The organism is Spirosoma migulaei, from assembly GCF_054776855.1.
Map to the genome: position 1 here is coordinate 39943 of NZ_BAAHBG010000024.1, position 20289 is coordinate 60231.

Below are 20289 nucleotides of genomic sequence, written 5' to 3' on the forward strand. Positions count from 1 at the left end.
TGGCATACTAGTATCTCCTTGTCGGTACCAACGTTAGCCTTTCTGACTACTTAGCCGGTTTTGGTGGATTGGGGTGTTCCATAACCGACTCAGTATTTATTACCGTATCTGATTTGGTCACGCTGGCCGACGTATCGGTTGGTGACTGACTGGTCGATTTGTCGGTCGAATTGCAGGCAAGTAGACCACCAATTAGTAAAGAGACTGTGAGTAGTTTTAATACGAGCTTCATTTTCATAGCGTGTCGACTTTAAGACGTACATGTCAATTAGTTCAACTGCAAACCGAAACGTTTGTTCGGAACGTATGCTTTTGCAACTGGCTGTATACTAGTAGTCTTTCAATTCAGTTTCTATAAATTCTCTTGATTCGATCAGCGCTGATTATCCATTCAATAGGTATGCTTTCTGTACCTATCTAACCTCTGCGGAATTGTTTGATTTAGTTAATTTTTTGCCATGGATAGTCAACTCGTTTCACCGGTTAGCGAATTTAATACGGTTGATTTACGGCTCAAAGGATTCAAGGTTTATGAAATAGACACGGCAGTTAGTCCTATGCCTGTTTATAGCCGACGAGACTTTTATAAGATCTGTTTAGTAACCGGCCAAAACAGGATTCATTATGCCGACCGGGGAATTGAAATAGAAGGGACCTCACTGCTATTTGCGAATCCGCATATCCCGTACTCCGCCGAAGCCCTTTCTGGCCAGCAGCAAGGCTATGCCTGCCTGTTTACCGAGGAGTTTTTAACCACCCATGATCGTTCGGAGAGTCTTCAGCAATCCCCTTTATTTAAAATTGGCGGCAGCCCGGTTTATTCGCTGACGAACGAGCAAAAAGACTTTCTGACGACTATTTTTCAGAAGATGCTCGCCGACCAGGATACGGATTACCTCTTTAAAGGCGAATTGATTCGGGATTGTATCAATCTGATCATCCACGAGGCCATAGAATTACAGCCTGCTGATAATTTCTTTAAACCCATAAATGCGTCTTCCCGCATTGCATCGTTGTTTCTGGAACTGCTGGAACGACAATTTCCCATCGAAAGCCCACAGCGGCCGTTAGCCCTCCGATCAGCCCAGGAATATGCAGATCGGTTGTCGGTCCACGTCAATCATCTGAACCGCTCCGTTCGTGAGGTGACGGGTAAACCGAGACTGCTCGCTAAACTGTGTCACAGGTGAATAAAGGGGTAAAAACTCTTAATTTCACTATCATGACTAATGAGTTCGATTTCGAGGCCTTCAAACAGGCCGCTATCAAAGGCCTTTACGAAGGCAAACCCTTGACGGGTGAAAACGGCCTATTCGCCCCTTTGCTCAAACACTTTTTAGAGTCCGCATTGGAAGGGGAAATGGATGGCCATTTGGCACAAACCCGACTCCCTGAGCAGAACCCTCGGAACGGCAAAACCACTAAGCAGGTCAAAAGTAGCGCTGGCCCTTTAGAGTTGCAGACTCCACGAGATCGTACCGGGAGCTACCAGCCTCAAATCGTGCCCAAGCGACAGGTCGTACTTACGCCCCAGCTTGAACAAAAGGTACTTTCCCTCTACAGTGTGGGCAACAGCTATGCTGATATTAGCCAACATTTATTGGAGATGTACGGCTATTCGCTGTCAGACAGCGAGTTAACGGCTATCACGGATAAGGTTATTCCAGCCATGCGGGAATGGCAGAACCGGCCATTGGAAAGCCTCTACAGGCTGGTGTGGCTCGACGGTATTTATTATAAGGTGCGTCATGATGGCAAAGTGGTCACGCGTGTACTCTACAGTGTGATCGGACTGAGTTTATCAGAAAAAAAGCAGGTTCTAGGCATCTATACGGCTGAAAGTGACGGGGCCGCCCGTGCGGTCGGCTAAGTTTTGGCTGTCGGTACTAACCGATCTAAAACAACGGGGGGTAGATGATCTGTTGATTACCTGTGTGAATGGTTTGAAAGGTTTCGATACCGCCATTGCCAGCGTTTTCCCGACCACAGCAGTGCAGTTGTGCATTGTTCATCAACTCCAGAACAGTTTTCGGTTCGTGCCCGACAAGTTATTAAAAGACTTAGCTAATGACCTGAAGACCGTTTACCAAGCTCCCAACCGGGAGCAAGGCCTAGAAAAACTGGTACTGGTACAGGAAAATGGGGTTCAGCTTATCCCAAAGCGATCCAATCTTGGGTGGAAAAGTGGGAATTGCTGTCGCCGTTTTTCGATTACCCACCCGCCATCCGCAAAGTGATGTACACGGCACCGGCCGCCCGGCACCAATACGGTGGAAGGCTATCATCGTCAGTTGCGTAAAGTAACCAAGACGAAGGGTGCCTTTTCCTCGGATGTAGCTTTACAAAAGTTAGTCTATTTGGTTATCCAGAATTTGCAGATCAAACGGGAAACAACGACCTACAATTGGAAAGAGGTAATCAATCAGTTCAGCATTATCTTTGAAGAACGAATTAAATCACATCGCTTCGAATAAAGCCTGCTGACACAGTTCACCGATCACTCCCGACATTCCATTGGCTTTAACTGTTAAGAGACTTGTCTATACCGGTACTTCACAAATAATTGAATCTCATGCATTAGTCATGAGCTTTAGTCTTTCATGAGCTGTCTGGTTCGAACGTGTTCACTCTTATCTTTTTTCGCAAAAGACCAGTTTTACCTTGGCAACTGTCTACAAGTCAGCGACTTTTGTCCATATCAATATTTAAACGTCGATCCTACTTCTAGACAGTAGTCTTTAACTGCTATATAGTGAATTCACGAAAGTGTCGCATTTAGTATCGTGGTGTCGCATTTACTATCGTGGCCCACAAAATTTCCATTCATCCCCAAATTTTGCCACTAATAACAGATTTAAGGCAAAAAATAACAGGTACCTTGCATCGCATAGTACCTTTTTGTACCTTTGGGATATGAAATTCACGAAACCAGTCTATTCCAATGAATATTGAAAACGCTCAGGTGCAAATGCGGAAGGGCATTCTGGAGTTCTGCATCTTGCACATCATATCGCGGGGCGAAATCTATGCCTCCGATATGCTCGACGAGCTGACCTCTGCCCGAATCATGGTTGTGGAAGGTACTTTGTACCCCCTGCTAACTCGTTTGAAAAATGCCGGTTTGCTCGATTATAAATGGGTAGAGTCTACATCCGGGCCACCACGTAAATACTATATTCTGACCGATCTTGGTCGCAATTCCTTAGAAGCCCTGAACGAAACCTGGCAGGAACTTGCTGAGTCCGTTAATGCGATTGTCGGGAAGATTGAGCAACACAAAAAACTCACAAATGGCGCCGTGTCTGTTTCACCATCGCCAGATCCAACCATTCCTCCAACCAACGCTTAACCTATTCTTTTCTAAAACCGAATCGTCGGACTGCAATGAAAAAGACCATAAGCATAAATATTAGTGGCGTCATCTTTCATATAGAAGAGGATGGCTACGACAAACTGAAAAATTACCTGACAACCGTACAACAGTACTTTTCGACCTACGAAGACAGTCAGGAAATTGTAACAGATATCGAAAATCGAATCGCTGAAAAATTGCTGGCTAAATTGAAATCGGCCGACAAACAGGCTGTTTCACTTGAAGATGTCAACGAACTCATTGCCGCAATGGGCACCATAGCCGACTTTGAGGCCGTAGAGGAGGAAGAAGTTTTAGTGACCACCGGTGGCCGTAATTCTGCATCGGGTACGGGGCAGGGCGCACGGAGTACGGGCGCATCAAACCCTGTTCCAGGCACCCTGCCAAACGCCCCTAACACATCACATGAACCGCGCCGACTCGTGCGTGACGTGCGCCGGAAAACCCTGGGCGGTGTATGTGCCGGATTAGCTCATTACTTCAATGTGGATGTGGTATGGATACGGCTTATTTTCCTGGTTCTCTTTCTGGCAATGCCGCCATTAGGACACGAATTTGGGGCTGGCGTATCAAGCTTTACGTTCATTATCTACATTGCCATGTGGATTGCACTTCCTGGTGTTACTACGATTGAGGATGACAAAACGGTAAAAAAGTTTTTCCGTAATCCCGAAGACAAAGTGCTGGGGGGCGTTGCATCGGGTATTGCTGCTTATTTTGGGGTTGATACGGGTATTATCCGGCTATTGTTTGTACTGGGTATTGTGTTCTTTGGCGTTGGGTTCCTGCTCTACGTTGTGCTGTGGATGATTGCGCCCCAGGCCAATACACTTACCGAAAAAATGGAGATGCAGGGGCAACCCATTACGCTTTCTAACATTGAACATAGCATTAAGCAGAACCTGAATATCAACGAAACCGTCCACAATGAAAGCACATTAACACGCCTACTGCTGTTCCCGTTTCGGGCTATTGCTACCATTATTGGTGGGCTGGGTAGCGCACTTGGGCCGTTGTTAAATGGAGTTGTGTCGTTGATTCGGGTTTTTGCCGGGGTAATAATGTTAATTCTGGCCTTTGCCGGGATGATTGTTTGCCTGGCATTTCTGGGAGCTGCAATTGGTATCGGAACAGGTAACGCATTCACGGGTAGCGATTTCCCGATCGAAATGTTTCGTCACGATATTTCTGCACCCATGGTGCTGGCTGGTGTTTTAGTGGGCCTGATCCCTGCGTTTGGTTTAGCTATTCTGGGTATTATGCTAATTACCATGAAGAGCGTATTAAGCAGCCGTACTTCTTTAACATTGGCTGGCGTTTGGTTGGTTAGTCTGGTGGTTTTCGCCGGAACAGCCACGCCACTGATCTCGAGTTTCCAACGTCGGGGAACGGTTGAAGAAACGAAAGTGCTGAATGTACCAGCGGCTATTCCAACCTTCGCCATGAATGAGGTGGAAAATGACGATAACTGGCGTCCCTCAATTGATGTAAAAGGTTACGATGGCACAAGTATAAACCTGGTGCAGTATTTCAGGTCACAGGGACGCAGCCGGGCCGACGCACAGACTAATGCTCGCCAGATTAAGTATGCGTACACGATTAAAGATTCGACCGTACGTTTCAATGAAACCCTGGAACTGGCTCCCAATGCTCGTTTCCGGGGACAAGATCTGGATATTGACTTGCTGGTTCCTTATGAAAAGCCGTTTCGAATGACCCGTGATTTCGCCCGCTTTATCCGGAATGAATTTGGTGAGAAAGAGTTTGATCGGATGGCGTCCAGCATCTGGAAATTCACGAAAGACGATGGGTTGGTTTGTATCAACTACCCACGTGAGAAAGACCAGGATGATGATAGTGAAGACAACGACGTTACTGACCTCACCGATGACGTACAGAGTGCCGTTGCCAGCGAATTAGGGGATGACTTCGATCATATCGGCGATCATACCCGTCAATTTAACGTCAGCGATTTCTCGAAAGTAGATATTGGTGGCGCGTTTGTAGTCCGTTTCCGGAAAGGAACAACTTACAAAGTGGTGGCCGACGGACGTGAGAAGGACCTGGACGATGTGAACGTGAAGGTGACAGGCAACAAACTGGAAGTATCCGTTGACCGAAACGGCTTGTTCGATTGGAGCAACCGAAAACGGATTGGCCTTACAATTACAGTTCCGTCTATTGAGGAATTGAAACTTTCAGGCGCATCAAAAGCTAGTCTGGTCGAATTCGGAAATTTCAAGAGTTTGAACATCGACATGAGCGGTGCCTGCCGGACCGTCTTCGACGGATCGGTTGAGAAACTTAACCTCGAATTATCGGGTGCGTCGAATGCCGTACTGCGTGGCCATGCAAACCAACTGGAAGCTGACCTCAGTGGAGCCAGCAAAATTGAAGCAACTAACATGGACGTAACCAAAGCCTCTGTGGATGCCAGTGGAGCCAGTCACGCTAACTTTGGGCACGTTGGTTCAATCGAATCTGAAACCTCTGGTGCTAGTAAAGTTACGCGGCAGTAAATTAGTTGAGAATGAATAATGGATAATGTAGAATGGATAATGAGCAAAGAAGATTCTGACTCATTACCCATTCTACATTATCCATTATTCATTTACGTTTTTCGGCGGCTTCTTCCACCTTCTCTTCTGCCAAAGCCACTTCTTTCTCCTGCTTTTTGTTTTCGCGTTCGAAAACCTTAATGAGCACGATGAAGTAGGAGAGGAGTAAAGGGCCAACTACCAGGCCAAGAATGCCGAAAATTGGTACGCCCAAAACAATACCTGCCAGCGTAACGAGCGGGTGAATATCGCCCATGCGTTTGGCTAGCATAATGCGGAGTAGATTATCGATATTGATGATCACGATTACGCCAACGATGAGAATCCCTGCTCCCTGTCCCGTATTGCCCTGCGAAAGTTGAATCAGTCCGGCGGGTCCCCAAACAAGGGGCGTACCGAGTACAGGAATGAAGGCCATGAAAAAGGCAACCGTTCCCCAGAATAGCGAATCAGGTACACCAAAAATCCACAGCGTTAGCCCGGTTAATACACCCTGAACCAAACTAACCAGTGCCTGTCCTAGTACATTGGCATTGACATTGTTTTTGAGCGATTCGCCTAGTTCCTTTTGAGTATCCCGTTTAAAGGGTAGGTATTTCTGAAGCCCTTTTTGAAAGCTCTCCTGCTGCACAAACATGAAATACAAGGTAAACAACATAAGGCCCAGTATGACAATGAAATCCAGTGCTCCCCCTGCCAGTGAGGGAAGAAGTTTACTCGCATAGGAACCACCCTGCCGTAAAACAGCCTGGATGTTTTGCTGACTGGTAATCTTATAGCCGGTAAGTTCTTCTGCTTTTTTGACTAAATTCAGAATATCTTCGGTGTGCTGAGAATAGTATTGAATCCGGTCGATGAGCAGTAAACTCAATGTCAAAAAAGGCATTATAATAACAACCACCGAAAACACAATTAGAAGCGAGGTGACCAGCGAGCGATTCCAGTTTCGTTTGATAGCAAGCGCTGTAAACCACGGACGGAAGACCACGTACAGAATGCCTGCACCCAGAAAGGCCGATATGTAGCCACTCAGGCCAAATAAAATAAAGCCTGCAATCACGATCAGGCTTGTTATTAATAATACGCGTTGTTGCTGGGGCGTATAAATATTGGTCATAAGTCAAATCAATGCACTGTTAATGTACACATTTTATTAAAAACGCATTAAACAGCCTGAAATGTTTTAAAAAAGGAGGAAGGGGAGAAAAGGGACGAGAGGGAGGAAGGTAAAAAAAGGCAGCAAGTGTCCTCATTTTTCCTTTCCTCCTTCTCGTCCCTTTTCTCCCCCTCCTCCTTTTTTAACATTCTGTTGCACTCAAAGCCAATCCAGCTTCTGATGTTTCTTTGTATTTTGTAGACATATCGCGCCCGGTGGCTTTCATGACTTTGATAACCGCATCGAGCGAGATTTTCTGGAACGAAGCTGCCCCCGAAGTTGCCAGTAGAAAAGCGTTGTAGGCTTTCACAGCACCCATTGCATTGCGTTCGATACACGGAATCTGGACGTAACCGCCAATGGGATCGCAGGTCATACCGAGGTGATGCTCAATACCGATTTCAGCAGCAGCTTCTATGGGGCCAATGTCGCCTGAGGGTTGGGCGCAGCGCGTCAGGAAAGCCGCTCCCATGGCTGAAGCAGTGCCAATTTCGCCCATGCAGCCCATTTCGGCACCGGAGATACTGGCATTATGTTTCACTAAAAAACCAATGGCCGCAGCGGCAAACATGCCCGCCCGCAACGTTGCCCGATCGTAATGGAAGTGGTGTTTGGCCAGGTAAGTCAACCCAGGAATCACACCCGAAGCACCTGATGTTGGAGCCGTGACAACAATGCCTCCGGCGGCATTTTCTTCCGAAGCCGCCAAACAATAAGCATTTAGGAAAATCAGGAAGCTGTCTGACGACTGGCTCATTCCTTTCGCCTGCTGGAACAGAATAGGGGCTTTACGACTCAGTTTGATAGAGCCTGGTAGTATACCCTTGTGTTTAAGCCCCCGCCGAACAGCCTTATGCATGAAATCCAGAATCTGATCCAGTCGTTGATTGATTTCGGCGCGACTTCGGCCGGTTAAAGCCATTTCGTTTGCCATCAACAACTCCTCCAGCGATATGTTGTCGGTTTTGAGATGGGTTTTCAACTCAGCCATTGTTGCATAGGGGTAGGGGACCGATAGACTGCCGGGCGCTACTTCTGGCTCACCTTTTCGTATGATGAATCCACCCCCAATAGAATAGTATTCTTCTGAAAACAGGGTTTGATTGTCGGCCGCGAGCCGTAATACCATCGTATTATGGTAAGGAGAGTCGTATCGGACGCGTTCGAAATGAATATGCTGAGGCCCAACCTCAATAACGTGGTCTCCAACAGGAACAGCGTACGTTATTGATGGATCGCGCAATAGTTTTAGTAAAGCAACGGGGTCTGTGGTTTCGGGCTGCCAGCCTAATAATCCAGCCACTACCGCCCGATCGGTACCGTGCCCTTTGCCCGTGGCGCTCAATGAGCCATAGAGATGAACATGGACAGAGTCAGCCTGTTGATGAACATCGGTTGGTAAATGAGCTAGCCGTTGCCGAAAATCGAACGCGGCTTTCATTGGGCCAATTGTATGCGAACTCGACGGCCCCGGTCCGACCTTAAACAGATCAAAGACTGAGGTTGTAATAGGGGTTGTTGGCATGTTGATGAAGAAGGTTTGCAGGCTGATGGCGTAAGGCTGGAGCCTTGCGCCATCGATCCATCAATTAATTAAATCACTTGTCCAAACCCCGAATCTGATCCAAATACTCGGTTGGAAGCAGTACCCGTTGAACAACCGATCGAAGTCCAATGGCATTCAATACGCTATATAAACCAATTGAATAGGTAAGGAGCGGTTTTTTAGGAAGATCCAGCAACTCGCTTACCTGTTTTGGTACGAGTATGCCCTGCACTTGCCGAAGTAAATCGTATCGCCAGTTCCCCAGTGCTTCCTGATATCGCCGGAACAATTTATCCGTAAACTCACTATGAACCAAATCTCGGCTCAAGTGAACATCCCGATCAATGCGCCAATCAGTGTAGGTAGTTGGTAAATTGGGTACGCCCATACCTCGGCCAACTTCCTGAAACGTCGTAAATAATTCTTCCCGTTCTGGGTTGGTGAGTGGCCGCTTCAGCGTTTCATAGGCTCGTTCGGAGTAGTCGATGAGCATGTAGAGCACATCCCGGTAGGCCCAGTCTGGAATTTGATACCCTCGCTTTTGCTCAATACCCACATGAATGGCCCCCATCCGGGCAACGGCTTGCCGTGCTTTGTCATCCGGCAGAAAAACGATTTCCTGTGCGTAACGAACGGTAGAAAACAGGCGACCAATAGGATCGGCGGGTAATTTGCCGGTATAAAAAAGCCAGTCAACGGCCCGGTTGAGGGCGAACTCAGCCGCCGATCCGGCAAAGACTAACAGAATAACATCGGCATTCCCCCAAATCTCGCGAACGATGGAGCCAGGTTTAACGAAATAGGTTGTCATTGATGATCAGAAAATGGTCAGAAGTAGTCTGGGTATTGTTAAGTCCTGATAGTACCCAGACAAATCTTACATCGCTAATACAACGAATTCAACGCGTCGGTTCTTTCGTTTGTTTTCTTCTGAATCGTTTGGAGCAGCTGGCTTAGCATCGCCATAGCCGTTGTGATGCAGCCGTTTTTCCGCGATGCCGTTACGGACGAGGTAATTAGTAATTATTTTAGCCCGGTTCTCGGATAGGGCCTTGTTCAGTCGCTTATCGCCAACATTGTCAGTATGACCTGCTATTTCGATGACCAGATTGGGCGTTGTGGTCAACGTTTTTATGAGCTTGTTCAACTGAGGATACGACTCCGGGCGTAACACATAACTGCTTTGATCAAAATACACATTGTCGAGCCGGAATGCCTGATTAACCTGCAAATTTCGGAATATACTGTCGGCCTTTGGGTCTTCTTTTTCGAGCCGGACAACATAGCCATAATCGGTACAGGTGTCGCAGGAAACAACCATTAACTCTTCGGCTTCGTAGTAACCGGGTGCACTGGCTATTACATTTAACGTGTCAGTACGAGTCAACACAAAGGCAAACGGTTTGCCGTCTGGCTGGCTCTTACCTACGAATTTCTTGTTGGCCTGCTTTGCCTGAATCGTGAATTGTGCAGCTACCTCTGCCGATGTCTTATCGTCTACCGCTGAGATGGTAAACAGTGTTTTCTGTGATTTAACAAGGGTTGACGGCTGACCAACGCAAAAAAGGGGTAAGCAGCACAGCCACAGATAACGAACTATAGTCATTAGCTTACTGGATCGGGGCTTGAGAAAATACCATATAAATGATGGTTGGCAAATCTCGTACCAAAACAGGAGGCTAACTGAACAGGCTCTGGAATTTAGTAAGTGCTAAATCGATGATTTCTCTGTTAACCAGACAACCTTTTGTTCAGACTGGTGAGCCTGACCAATAATATCTCGGTAAAGTTCTGGTCGCCTTGCTTTGATATACCGATGGCCTCCTGCCTGTGTCAGTTTTTCTGGCGTTAGGGTAGCTGTTACAAAATCGTCGCCCAGTGTTCGACATTCGGCTAAAACATCGCCAAATGGGTCAATAATCATTGAGCATCCATTTTTCAACTGGTCATCATCCATGCCGATTGGGTTTGAGAAAACGGCATAAATTCCGTTGTCGTAGGCCCTTGCCGGAAGCCACTTCATGAGCCAGTCTCGGCCTTTCATTCCCTCAAATTCGAGCCGTAATGAAGTTGGATCAGATTCCCGGTTCTCCCAAAGCTTCGGATCGACAAAACCAGCTCCCGGTCGGGTAGAGGGGGTGCACATGGTTACGTGGGGCATGAAAATTACATTAGCACCCAAAAGCCGGGTAGCGCGTACATTTTCGATGACGTTATTATCGTAGCAAATTAAAATGCCACATGTCCAGCCGTAGAGGTCAAAGACACAATACGCATTACCTGGGGTCAGGTGGGGATTTATAAAGGGATGCAGTTTACGGTATTTGGCAACCAACCCATTTCTATCGACGCACACATATGCCTTAAATAAATTGTCGTCTTCGTCTTTCTCAAAAAGACCAGCTAGAACGGCAATGCCATAGGCTCGAGCTATTTCGATCAATCTGGCAATGCTCGGCCCATCTGGAATAAACTCTGCCAGGTCCAGCATCTGTTCTTTTGACAGATGTCGGGCAAACGTGTAACCCGTAATCGAGCACTCATGAAAGGCCACTACGTTCGACCCTTGCTCGGCTGCTTTTCGCGAAATGGTATCGATAACTGAAAGGTTATACGCTTTATCGCCACTTCTATTTTCAAATTGAGCCGTTGAGATTTTAAGATTGTTCATCCGGTATCTAGCTATTTATAATATCCCCAAACTTCTCTACTCGTCGTGATCGGGGTTGTAACAACGTAAGGTACAACAACTTCTTCCAGTAGCTGGCGTCCACCGAGTCGATCATCAGGTAAACGATTGATTGGAACATGTGCACCCGACTTTTCCTTTGTATTGGCATACGTGAAAGCAACTGGCAATGCGTATTTACCGTTAAAAGCCGGATCGACGGTGGCGAGCATTTCCAGTGCTTTTATTACCTCCGACGTAAAGCCGAAGCCAACATTATCGGGGCTTAGAATCACCACATTTTTGATTGCCCCCTGCGAATCAACGTCAAATCCTGCGTACACACGCCCATATATTCCCTGTTTCCCAACCCAGCCTGGGTACTTAATTTTAGCTTGAAGCGTTCGTTTGAACAGTTCTTCCTTACTTAAATGAGCCAGGTTTTTTCGTTCTGCAACTGTCAGCGAATCATAGACATTGATGACGTCGATAATATCGTTCGGTGTAAGTTGGCGGGAAGGTATTTTTGGTTCAAGTGCTGCTGCCTGGTCGGCAAAGGCATCCAGAAGCAGTTTTTTGGATAGGTTGACGAGCCTGGGTTCACCTTCCCCTTTCTGGATATAATACTTCGTTTTGGTGCGATAGATACCCTGAATATTTAAATCCTTATAATAACGCGTCTTAATTTCTTCGGCGCCGTTCCTGGGCTCTATCTGATTGTTTAAGCTCATCCAAAGCTTGGTTGGCCCCGTATGCACGATTGAAAAATACGTTCGATAGGCTAACCCGGCTATACTATTCTGTAGCCGGACGAAGGTCGTATTATTAATGGTAAATCGTTCGGGGGTAATGACTTTCACAGCCGAATCTCCTGCAAACCGACACAACACGTCACTTGTGACTAGGTTGTAAGCCAGTTGGCAATCCAGTTCCTTGCCTGATTGATCCAGTTGAACTTTACCTTCCTGCCAGACAGGAAAGGTGAAAAACGGACTTCCCAAAAAAGTTACCTTGTTGTAGGAGGCTGTAGCCGTGGTTTGCCTGGCCGCATACGCATCGCTAGTTGTGAAAATTTGACCTTTTTCGTCCTGATAAACAGTAATTTGCCCGTGCGCTTTTACTGTAACTAGTAATAAGGTAAAAAGTAATAGGTTGAGCGGCTTCATAGTAGTCGGTATTGGAAAACAAAAAGTGAATAGAAGCATAAACCAGTTTAGAGCGTTTCTCTACAGAAGTTTTTTAGGGAAGTAGCTGTGTAGGTGTAGTGTCCCGAAAATGAATCAATAGATCGTAACGTCCTGTCAATGCCGTTATGCTATAATATTGCTCGGGTTTACTTTCATCAAAAAGGGCACCGACTTCGAAGAGAGGGTGCTTGGCACTCAGCCAAGCTGTTAAGGTAGAGCTTAACCGGGCATCGTGAAGATTCAAGGCAAAGTTGGCGTATTGCCCTTTTCCAAGTAAATAGTTAAATGAATTATTTACCCCTTCAGTACGAACTGATAAGGTCTTTAAATTACGACTGCTCTGAGAGGCATCAACTACGGTAAACGAACCATTCGTAAGCAATTGACCCACCATCAGGTACTTATTGGTCAATTGTTCTTTCAGGATAGCGCCCATTGATGGAAAGTTACAGGACGCATAAGGAATATTGGCAATATGATAGTTGTGGGCCCATAAGCTTAGTTTGCCAATGTTCGCCCTCGTTAACATCCATTGAACATTCTCAGCCATGTACCGATCTCGTTTGACACTATAATTGCAGGAGCTTGCATCGCCTAAATCCTGTTGCTGAAAGAGAACGCGAGCGGCTTGTCTGGCAATTTCGTACTCCTGTCGCCCCCCTAAAGCAACCCATTGACTTTCATTCGAGATAAAAAGATTAGATAACGTGGTCAACTGTTTTGCATACTGTTGCCGGAGTTGATCCGTTACTGAAGCTTGACCGAGGAGTGCCAATTGACTGGCTAACGAATCAACTCGTGGTATAGAAGCTGGGTCGACTTTAGCTAGAAACTCGGTAAGCAATGGAAATTCATCATCAGCATACTGGCAATCAAACCCGTAGAACGATAGTTGTTTGTCAGCCGATTTACCAATATTGTAGTCTTTCATCCACTGGAGTAACTCCCGTACTTCGTCAGTCGACCACGTCCAGAAATACATACTTTTGGCGGCCATGGCTGCTGAAGCCAGCCCCGTACTTTGGCCATGAATAAACCGGTTTACAATCACTGCACGCCCGAAATTAGCTTCAAAAGCGATGGTCTGATGGCCGTGTTTTTGAACCAGATAGCGAAACAGTCGGTCTTTCATTCGAAAGAACTCGCGTGTACCATGGGTGCCTTCGCCCATACCCACTACCTGCGCTTTTGCCAGAACGGTATCAAGCGGTGCTAATTCAGCAAAATCATGCGTGGGGGCAGCATCCTGTAGCGGCAGAATAACTTTGTTAAAATCCTGAACAACAGCGATTTTATCAGAAGATAAGTCTGCCAGTGGGTCAGGGTCAGCCTTTTTGCAACTTGCCACAAACAGGCTGGATCCAAGATAGAACAAAAGACGAAAAGCAGGGTAGGGCCTTAGCATAACCGAATAAGGGAGTGAAATCTGCCTGATGGCTATCAACGTTTGCAGTTTCTTAATTCACCGATAAGGACACATCATCGTAATAAGCGGTACCCGTAGTTTTTGGTAAGAAAAAGAATAGCACATAGAAGCTGTAGGTATTAGCAGGGAATGAATCAAAGGTTATGGTATATTCTTTGAAATCATTGGTTCCCGTAATAGATACTTTCCCTCGGCTTTCTGTAAAAAAAGCAGATGCATAATTATCGTTGACTCCCTTATTGCCCCCCATAGCCATAGAAATGCCTTCACCCTGCATATTAACGGTCTTAATTTTTGCCTTTAACGTCAACTTGGCGCCAGTAGGAATAGGCGTAGAAGACGTATAAAAAAACTGCTGAAAAAGTTGATAGGTAGAGTCACTCGGAGCCGCATTGCAACTAACCTTTATCGAATGAGTGGGTGATGAGGCTGCTTCGGTTGAGTAATCAACTGTGTAACTGGTGGGTCTAGTCGTATTATTTTTGTTAACATCCGTCCTCCAGGTCGAGTAAGGAGATGTTTCAAAATCGCCACCCGTAAGTACATTCGCAATTTGCACAGGTTGAGCGTCGTCCTTTTTACAGGAATTAAACAAAAGGCCAATACTGAGTAGGAAGAGGAATAGCTTGGTCGCTTTCATGACAAAAATGTAATGATGTAGATAAATAAGAGGAAGAAGAAAAGTTGCCCCAATAACTACTATAATTGAAAAAGGCCAATTAAACCTATGTTAAATTTTATTTATAGGTTTGATACCTCCCAATAGATACATGTTTGAACGAGCTATGGCTATTAAATACAAACGCCCTGACCGTTTGGCCAGAGCGTTTGTACATGTGTATAGTATAGATAGTATAGTTGTTTAACTATACCCGGTGCATCCAGCCAAACGTATCGGTCAGTTTACCCGTGCGCAGATCGCCTAAGTAATTTCTTACCCGAACCGCAACGGAATCTTCGGGAGCGAACTCAGGTAGCATATAATCTTTTCCGTTATAGCCAATGAGTGAGTAGGGCGATGAACCAACCGCTGTACCGGCGCCGAAAGCTTCCGTTAACCGACTCGTTTCGATACCGCTAATCACTTCATCGATAGAAACTAATCGTTCTTCGACTTCCATGCCCCAACTGCGGGCAATTTTCAGGATCGAATCGCGGGTAACACCTTTCAGAATTGAATCCGATGTGGCTGGAGTCACCATCTTGCCATCAATGATAAAAATGATGTTCATCGTACCTGATTCCTCAATGTATTTGTGCTCGCGGGCATCAGTCCAGATCAACTGGTCATATCCTTGTTGCTGGGCCATCAACGTTGGATAGAGCGAGCCACCGTAGTTACCAGCACATTTGGCATAGCCCACACCACCCGGAGCCGAGCGAATGAACTCGGTTTCAACTTTCAATTTTGGAGGATTAGAATAATAGGCTCCAACCGGGCAGGTGAAAATGCAGAAACGGTACGTTTTTGAAGGAGCTACACCCAGGTACGTATCAGTGGCAAACATGTAGGGACGGATATAGAGCGAGCTATCAGGTGTATTGGGCACCCAATCCGCATCTATACGAAGCAACGCTTCCAGTCCACCCATGAATACCTCTTCGGGCAGCGTAGCCATGCACATCCGCTTGGCTGACTCGTTCATACGCTCGAAGTTGGCAAGTGGACGGAACATCAACACGTCACCGGCCTCATTCTTGAACGCTTTCATGCCTTCAAAAATAGACTGGCCATAATGCAGCGACGACAGAGCGGGGCTTAGGGTGAAGTTGTCGAACGGCACAATCATTTGATTTTGCCACTCACCATCTACGAAATCGGCCACAAACATGTGGTCCGAGAAATGTTTTCCGAAAGGCAGATGATTAAAATCTACCTCTTGAAGGCGGGAGCGTTCCGCTTTCCGCAGTTCAATTTGCAATACGTCCGTCGTCATAACAGCTGTGGTTAATGAGTTAGCCTGCTGATGGTCAGGCTGCGGCAAAGCTAAAAAATTAGATTGAGTAAGTTTAGTTGTCAAGACAACTTTTTTTTTCGTGGTGTTATAGATACGCCATATTTTGGAAATATGGCGTATCTATAACACCACGAAAATTAGTTTCTAGGCTTCCAGGCTACTTCTTCAGCAGTCAATTCCTGTGCCATTTTTCGGCTGAGCACAAACAGATAATCGGACAGTCGATTCAGATACTGGATCACCAACTCATCTACGGGAGATTCCTCCAGTAAAGAAATGACTAATCGTTCGGCCCGGCGGCAAACCGTTCGGGCTAGGTGGCAGAACGAAACGGCCTGATTGCCACCGGGTAAAACAAAAGCCCGTAAATCGGGCAATTCGGCATCCATGGCATCCATTGCCTGCTCAAGTTGGAATACATCATCTGGAATAATAATTGGTATTGCCCGCTTGGGAGCCTTTTCTGGATCCGTGGCAAGCTCAGCACCAACCGTGAACAAACGATCCTGAATTTCTTTCAACAACTCTTTCCGGTTATCATTTACGGGTTGGTCGCGAACCAGACCAATCCAGGAATTCAGCTCATCAACTGTTCCGTAAGCATCAATTCGTAAATCTGCCTTGCTTACCCGACGCCCGCCAATCAACGCTGTTTGGCCTTTATCACCTGTTTTTGTGTAAATTTTCATGATATAGCTAAACCAAAATGCTCAACAAATGGCTAAGCTAACGGATTTCCCCCGATCGAGCCGTACCTTTGCGCCCTGATTTGAAAAAGCCAGTTATAAATCTCATAAAGTGATTTTGGACGATTAGAGCTATTTACTTAATCACTTAATCACTCAATCACTCATTAGTATTAATGAAAGCAGGTACTTTTTTCGTCCGCGTGTGGCGTATCATGTCCATTGTCGGATTCATTTTAGCGTTGTTTAGTAGTTATATTTCGTATCCCGATGAGGTAGCGGTTCGCTTCGATGAGCTAAACCATCCGATTCAAACCGTTAACCGCGAGGCTATTTTTTACATTGCTATCGCTATTTTTCTGATCAACAACACGCTGGTTAAAGCTGTTTCCCGACTTTTTCTGCGCGTTCCTACAGCCCAGCTCCTGATTCCCAACCACGAGGTCTGGGCTGCTCACCGTCCCAAACTCGACCGTATTTTTAAGGAATGGTTTAGCTTGTTGATTGCTTCTATTAATACGATATTAGGCTTAGGGTTATTAGTGCTTTCGTTCCTGAACCGGTCTGACCGACCGATTCGAGCTATTGAGTATGCCTGGTTATTACCCCTAAGTACAGCTATCCTTATTGGCGTGCTGGCATGGTTACCGATTCGTTTGTTCATGAAACCCGGTGACGATGACTAAAAAAAATGAACTGTTATTGAGCCAGTTTCAGTACGATCTGCCCGACGAGCGTATTGCCCGATTTCCATTACCTGAGCGTGATGCATCCAAATTGCTTGTCTATAAAAACGGACAGATTCGTCACGAGCACTTTACCCAGTTACCTGAGTTGCTACCTGCAAACAGTTTCCTGGTTTTCAATAACACGAAGGTTATCCCCGCGCGACTGCATTTTACAAAACCAACGGGCGCGGTCATTGAGTTGTTTTTGTTGAACCCTGTGTCAACCAGCCCTGATTTGGACAAGTCGGATATAGAAAGTCAACCCATTAGTCTGGCAATGGAAGCTACGGGTTCATCTGTTTGGCAGGGGATGATTGGTAACCGCAAACGCTGGAAACCTGACGAAACACTTAAAACGACCCTGTTCACGCCAGAAGGAGAGGTTATCCTTACAGTAAGCTGGTTTGACTATGATCAATCTACGGTTCAGTTAAGCTGGGAACCGGCCACCCTGAGCTTTGCCCAACTAATTCAGTTCGCAGGCCAAATTCCATTACCGCCTTATCTTAAGCGGGAAGCTACTGACATTGATCGGGAGACGTACCAAACCGTCTATTCAAAGCAGGAGGGAGCGGTGGCGGCTCCAACCGCCGGACTCCATTTCACCCCTGCCGTGTTTGAGGCACTTGCACAACGAGGACTCGACCACGATTATCTGACGCTGCATGTTGGTGCCGGAACGTTCCAGCCGATTAAAACGGAGGATGTTCGACAACACCATATGCATACTGAACAGGTTGTGTATACACAGGAAAACGTGCGCAATCTGCTTGCCCATATAGATAGCATCATAGCTGTTGGTACAACTTCTATGCGGGCTCTGGAGAGCTTATATTGGATAGGAGCTAAATTGTTATACAAGGAATCTAATCCGTTCCGGCTAGATCAACACTTTGCTTATCAATTGCTCCCTCCTCAACACCCAGGCATTGAAGAGTCATTAAACGCTGTTTTAGATTATCTTATTTCTACAAATCAGGAGTCGATTGTAGCGCATACAGGTATATATATTACGCCTGGATACCAGTTTAAACTGTGCAAAGGAATCGTCACTAACTTCCACCAACCCGGCTCAACTTTGATTCTATTAATCGCTGCACTTATTGGCGATGACTGGAAGCGTATATATAAGGAAGCACTTGAGAACGAATATCGCTTCCTGAGTTATGGCGATTCATCCCTGCTTTTACCGTAAACTATTAATTTTGTGAAAAAAGGAGGAGAGGGAGGAAGGGGAAGAAAGAGAGAAGAGGGAAATCACCAGGTTGTGTTTTTTGTCTTCCCTTTCCTCCCTCTCTTCCCCTTCCTCCCTCTCCTCCCCACTTATGAATTTTATCGAAGAACTCCGCTGGCGAGGTATGTTGAACGACATGACCCCCGGCACTGAAGAACAACTCCTGAAAGAAATGACTGCCGGTTATATTGGATTTGATCCCACAGCCGCGTCGCTTCATATCGGTAACCTTGCCACTATCATGCTCCTGGTGCATTTGCAGCGAGCCGGACATAAACCCTTTGCGTTGGTTGGTGGTGCTACCGGTATGATTGGTGATCCATCCGGTAAAGCTGCCGAACGGGAATTTCTGTCCGAAGAGACCTTACGGCGCAATCAGGAAGGTATCCGGCAACAGTTGACCAAATTCCTTGATTTCAACAGTGGTGCCAATTCTGCTGAAATGGTCAATAACTACGACTGGTTCAAGGAAATCTCTTTTCTGGGGTTTCTTCGTGAAGCTGGCAAGCACATTACCGTCAATTACATGATGGCCAAGGATTCGGTGAAAAAGCGACTCGAAACCGGGATTTCCTTCACAGAGTTTTCATACCAGTTATTACAAGGGTACGATTTTTACTGGCTTTATAAGAATAAGAGCGTCCGATTACAGATGGGCGGTTCTGACCAATGGGGTAATATTACGACCGGCACCGAACTAATCAGACGTAAAGAAGGTGGCGGGGCCGACCGTTCAGAGGAACACCAGGCTTTTGCGCTGACAACGCCTTTGGTAACGAAGGCAGACGGCACCAAATTTGGCAAATCGGAAAGCGGGAATGTCTGGCTAGACCCAGCCCTAACATCGCCTTATCAATTCTACCAGTTCTGGCTTAATACAGCCGACGCTGATTGTCCACGCCTAATTCGAGTGTTTACACTTTTATCGCGCGAGGAAATTGAAGAACTGGAGCGCCAGCATAATGAGGCTCCTCATTTACGGATTCTACAAAAGGCAATCGCTCAAGAGGTAACTATTCGTGTTCATTCTCAGGCAGGCTATGACCTAGCGGTGAAAGCGTCAGAGGTGCTGTTTGGCAAAGCCACCCTCGAAACCCTGCGCTCCATTCAGGTTGATGAGTTCGATGTTATCTTCGAAGGAGTTCCTCAAACGGAAGTGTCGGCAGACGAACTAGCCAGCAGTAAAGATATTACAGACCTATTATCTGTTGCCAGTCGGGGAGAAGTATACGCATCAAAGGGTGAAGCACGTCGTGCAATTACCCAAAACGCCGTGAGCATCAACAAAACAAAGGTAGCCGATCCTTCGGCTACTGTTGACTTAGAGTGGCTACAGGACCGTTATATTCTGGTATCGAAAGGCAAGAAAAATCACTTGCTGAAAAAAAGTTAGCATTTTTCTACTGTGTAAGTGGTTGAGGATGGGAGCTTTACCAAATAATGTTTGGTGAGCTCCCATTTATTTTCTGAACAGGCCTTGACAAAGCTAGTTTAAGCCCCTACCTTTGCAGTCCCAAATCAGGGAAATGAGCTGAAAACAAACGCGAAAGCGGCTGGTAATCAATTCATTAGGTGCAACTCGCTGAGAATCAATTGCAAAATTTATTTTCAGATTTACTTGACAAAGCAAACTAAGTCTCGTACCTTTGCACTCCCAAACAACAGGGATGATTGATGAAGAAGAATTAAGTCTCTCATTGTCAATCAGTTACAAGGAAAAAGTTGAAAATTAATTTAAAAAAATAATTTCACTTTCACTTGACAATCGG

Annotated in this window: 17 protein-coding genes and 1 pseudogene; 7 read left to right on the forward strand and 11 right to left on the reverse strand. The window is 46.2% G+C overall.

What is annotated here, in order from left to right; translation table 11 throughout:
- Positions 1-46: 46 nt before the first annotated feature.
- On the reverse strand, positions 47-232 hold the full coding sequence (locus ACYVGO_RS24615; RefSeq protein WP_168207819.1) for a hypothetical protein: 186 nt from the start codon (positions 230-232) through the stop codon (positions 47-49).
- Between the two features lie 226 nt (positions 233-458).
- On the opposite strand from ACYVGO_RS24615, the gene ACYVGO_RS24620 reads away from it, so the two are divergent.
- From ACYVGO_RS24620 to ACYVGO_RS24635, 4 genes and pseudogenes are all read left to right on the forward strand, one after another.
- Positions 459-1190: an AraC family transcriptional regulator gene (locus tag ACYVGO_RS24620; protein WP_460971548.1), complete on the forward strand. Its 732-nt coding sequence runs from the start codon at positions 459-461 to the stop codon at positions 1188-1190.
- Positions 1191-1222: 32 nt separating this feature from the next.
- A pseudogene (locus tag ACYVGO_RS24625) lies at positions 1223-2474 on the forward strand (IS256 family transposase).
- 467 nt (positions 2475-2941) lie between these two features.
- Positions 2942-3349, forward strand: coding sequence for a PadR family transcriptional regulator (locus ACYVGO_RS24630; RefSeq protein WP_460971549.1), 408 nt, complete (start codon positions 2942-2944; stop codon positions 3347-3349).
- A 35-nt stretch (positions 3350-3384) separates the two neighbouring features.
- Entirely contained in the window at positions 3385-5892 is a 2508-nt protein-coding gene (locus ACYVGO_RS24635) for a PspC domain-containing protein (protein ID WP_142772909.1), read from the forward strand.
- A gap of 88 nt (positions 5893-5980) precedes the next feature.
- On the opposite strand, the gene ACYVGO_RS24640 is transcribed toward ACYVGO_RS24635, so the two are convergent.
- The 10 genes from ACYVGO_RS24640 to ACYVGO_RS24685 all read right to left on the reverse strand — a co-directional run bounded on the left by ACYVGO_RS24640 (position 5981) and on the right by ACYVGO_RS24685 (position 16561).
- Positions 5981-7048, reverse strand: coding sequence for an AI-2E family transporter (locus tag ACYVGO_RS24640; RefSeq protein WP_142772910.1), 1068 nt, complete (start codon positions 7046-7048; stop codon positions 5981-5983).
- Positions 7049-7229: 181 nt separating this feature from the next.
- Positions 7230-8612: an L-serine ammonia-lyase gene (locus tag ACYVGO_RS24645; RefSeq protein ID WP_460971550.1), complete on the reverse strand. Its 1383-nt coding sequence runs from the start codon at positions 8610-8612 to the stop codon at positions 7230-7232.
- Between the two features lie 73 nt (positions 8613-8685).
- The gene (locus tag ACYVGO_RS24650) at positions 8686-9444 is read right to left on the reverse strand and encodes an oxygenase MpaB family protein (protein ID WP_142772912.1); all 759 of its coding nucleotides are present in this window, start codon (positions 9442-9444) and stop codon (positions 8686-8688) included.
- Between the two features lie 66 nt (positions 9445-9510).
- Positions 9511-10239: an OmpA family protein gene (locus tag ACYVGO_RS24655; protein ID WP_142772913.1), complete on the reverse strand. Its 729-nt coding sequence runs from the start codon at positions 10237-10239 to the stop codon at positions 9511-9513.
- Positions 10240-10344: 105 nt separating this feature from the next.
- On the reverse strand, positions 10345-11304 hold the full coding sequence (locus ACYVGO_RS24660) for a nitrilase family protein (RefSeq protein WP_460971551.1): 960 nt from the start codon (positions 11302-11304) through the stop codon (positions 10345-10347).
- 11 nt (positions 11305-11315) lie between these two features.
- Positions 11316-12467, reverse strand: coding sequence for a hypothetical protein (locus ACYVGO_RS24665; protein ID WP_460971552.1), 1152 nt, complete (start codon positions 12465-12467; stop codon positions 11316-11318).
- A 73-nt stretch (positions 12468-12540) separates the two neighbouring features.
- Complete coding sequence (locus ACYVGO_RS24670) at positions 12541-13893, reverse strand: erythromycin esterase family protein (protein WP_460971553.1); 1353 nt, start codon at positions 13891-13893, stop codon at positions 12541-12543.
- 52 nt (positions 13894-13945) lie between these two features.
- The gene (locus ACYVGO_RS24675) at positions 13946-14554 is read right to left on the reverse strand and encodes a hypothetical protein (protein WP_460971554.1); all 609 of its coding nucleotides are present in this window, start codon (positions 14552-14554) and stop codon (positions 13946-13948) included.
- Positions 14555-14780: 226 nt separating this feature from the next.
- A complete protein-coding gene (locus ACYVGO_RS24680) occupies positions 14781-15851 on the reverse strand; it encodes a branched-chain amino acid aminotransferase (protein ID WP_460971555.1) in 1071 nt (356 codons plus the stop codon).
- 158 nt (positions 15852-16009) lie between these two features.
- Positions 16010-16561 (reverse strand): cob(I)yrinic acid a,c-diamide adenosyltransferase, encoded by a 552-nt coding sequence (locus tag ACYVGO_RS24685; RefSeq protein WP_460971556.1) that lies wholly within the window; start codon positions 16559-16561, stop codon positions 16010-16012.
- 173 nt (positions 16562-16734) lie between these two features.
- Here ACYVGO_RS24685 and ACYVGO_RS24690 point away from each other — a divergent pair, with 173 nt between their 5' ends.
- The 3 genes from ACYVGO_RS24690 to tyrS all read left to right on the forward strand — a co-directional run bounded on the left by ACYVGO_RS24690 (position 16735) and on the right by tyrS (position 19913).
- A complete protein-coding gene (locus tag ACYVGO_RS24690; RefSeq protein WP_142772920.1) occupies positions 16735-17244 on the forward strand; it encodes a hypothetical protein in 510 nt (169 codons plus the stop codon).
- Complete coding sequence (locus ACYVGO_RS24695) at positions 17237-18481, forward strand: S-adenosylmethionine:tRNA ribosyltransferase-isomerase (protein ID WP_460971558.1); 1245 nt, start codon at positions 17237-17239, stop codon at positions 18479-18481. The genes ACYVGO_RS24690 and ACYVGO_RS24695 overlap by 8 nt, the downstream gene beginning before the upstream one ends.
- Positions 18482-18611: 130 nt before the next feature.
- Positions 18612-19913 carry a tyrosine--tRNA ligase gene (tyrS, locus tag ACYVGO_RS24700; RefSeq protein WP_460971559.1) on the forward strand — a complete coding sequence of 434 codons (1302 nt, stop codon included), beginning with the start codon at positions 18612-18614 and terminating at the stop codon, positions 19911-19913.
- Positions 19914-20289: the final 376 nt, after the last annotated feature.

Coding starts and splice junctions, on each gene's coding strand:
- ACYVGO_RS24640 (WP_142772910.1), bottom strand. CDS start 7,048: ATGACCAATATTTATACGCCCCAGCAACAACGCGTATTATTAATAACA.
- tyrS (WP_460971559.1), top strand. CDS start 18,612: ATGAATTTTATCGAAGAACTCCGCTGGCGAGGTATGTTGAACGACATG.
- ACYVGO_RS24645 (WP_460971550.1), bottom strand. CDS start 8,612: ATGCCAACAACCCCTATTACAACCTCAGTCTTTGATCTGTTTAAGGTC.
- ACYVGO_RS24690 (WP_142772920.1), top strand. CDS start 16,735: ATGAAAGCAGGTACTTTTTTCGTCCGCGTGTGGCGTATCATGTCCATT.
- ACYVGO_RS24685 (WP_460971556.1), bottom strand. CDS start 16,561: ATGAAAATTTACACAAAAACAGGTGATAAAGGCCAAACAGCGTTGATT.
- ACYVGO_RS24650 (WP_142772912.1), bottom strand. CDS start 9,444: ATGACAACCTATTTCGTTAAACCTGGCTCCATCGTTCGCGAGATTTGG.
- ACYVGO_RS24660 (WP_460971551.1), bottom strand. CDS start 11,304: ATGAACAATCTTAAAATCTCAACGGCTCAATTTGAAAATAGAAGTGGC.
- ACYVGO_RS24695 (WP_460971558.1), top strand. CDS start 17,237: ATGACTAAAAAAAATGAACTGTTATTGAGCCAGTTTCAGTACGATCTG.
- ACYVGO_RS24675 (WP_460971554.1), bottom strand. CDS start 14,554: ATGAAAGCGACCAAGCTATTCCTCTTCCTACTCAGTATTGGCCTTTTG.
- ACYVGO_RS24615 (WP_168207819.1), bottom strand. CDS start 232: ATGAAGCTCGTATTAAAACTACTCACAGTCTCTTTACTAATTGGTGGT.
- ACYVGO_RS24655 (WP_142772913.1), bottom strand. CDS start 10,239: ATGACTATAGTTCGTTATCTGTGGCTGTGCTGCTTACCCCTTTTTTGC.
- ACYVGO_RS24680 (WP_460971555.1), bottom strand. CDS start 15,851: ATGACGACGGACGTATTGCAAATTGAACTGCGGAAAGCGGAACGCTCC.
- ACYVGO_RS24670 (WP_460971553.1), bottom strand. CDS start 13,893: ATGCTAAGGCCCTACCCTGCTTTTCGTCTTTTGTTCTATCTTGGATCC.
- ACYVGO_RS24635 (WP_142772909.1), top strand. CDS start 3,385: ATGAAAAAGACCATAAGCATAAATATTAGTGGCGTCATCTTTCATATA.
- ACYVGO_RS24630 (WP_460971549.1), top strand. CDS start 2,942: ATGAATATTGAAAACGCTCAGGTGCAAATGCGGAAGGGCATTCTGGAG.
- ACYVGO_RS24665 (WP_460971552.1), bottom strand. CDS start 12,467: ATGAAGCCGCTCAACCTATTACTTTTTACCTTATTACTAGTTACAGTA.
- ACYVGO_RS24620 (WP_460971548.1), top strand. CDS start 459: ATGGATAGTCAACTCGTTTCACCGGTTAGCGAATTTAATACGGTTGAT.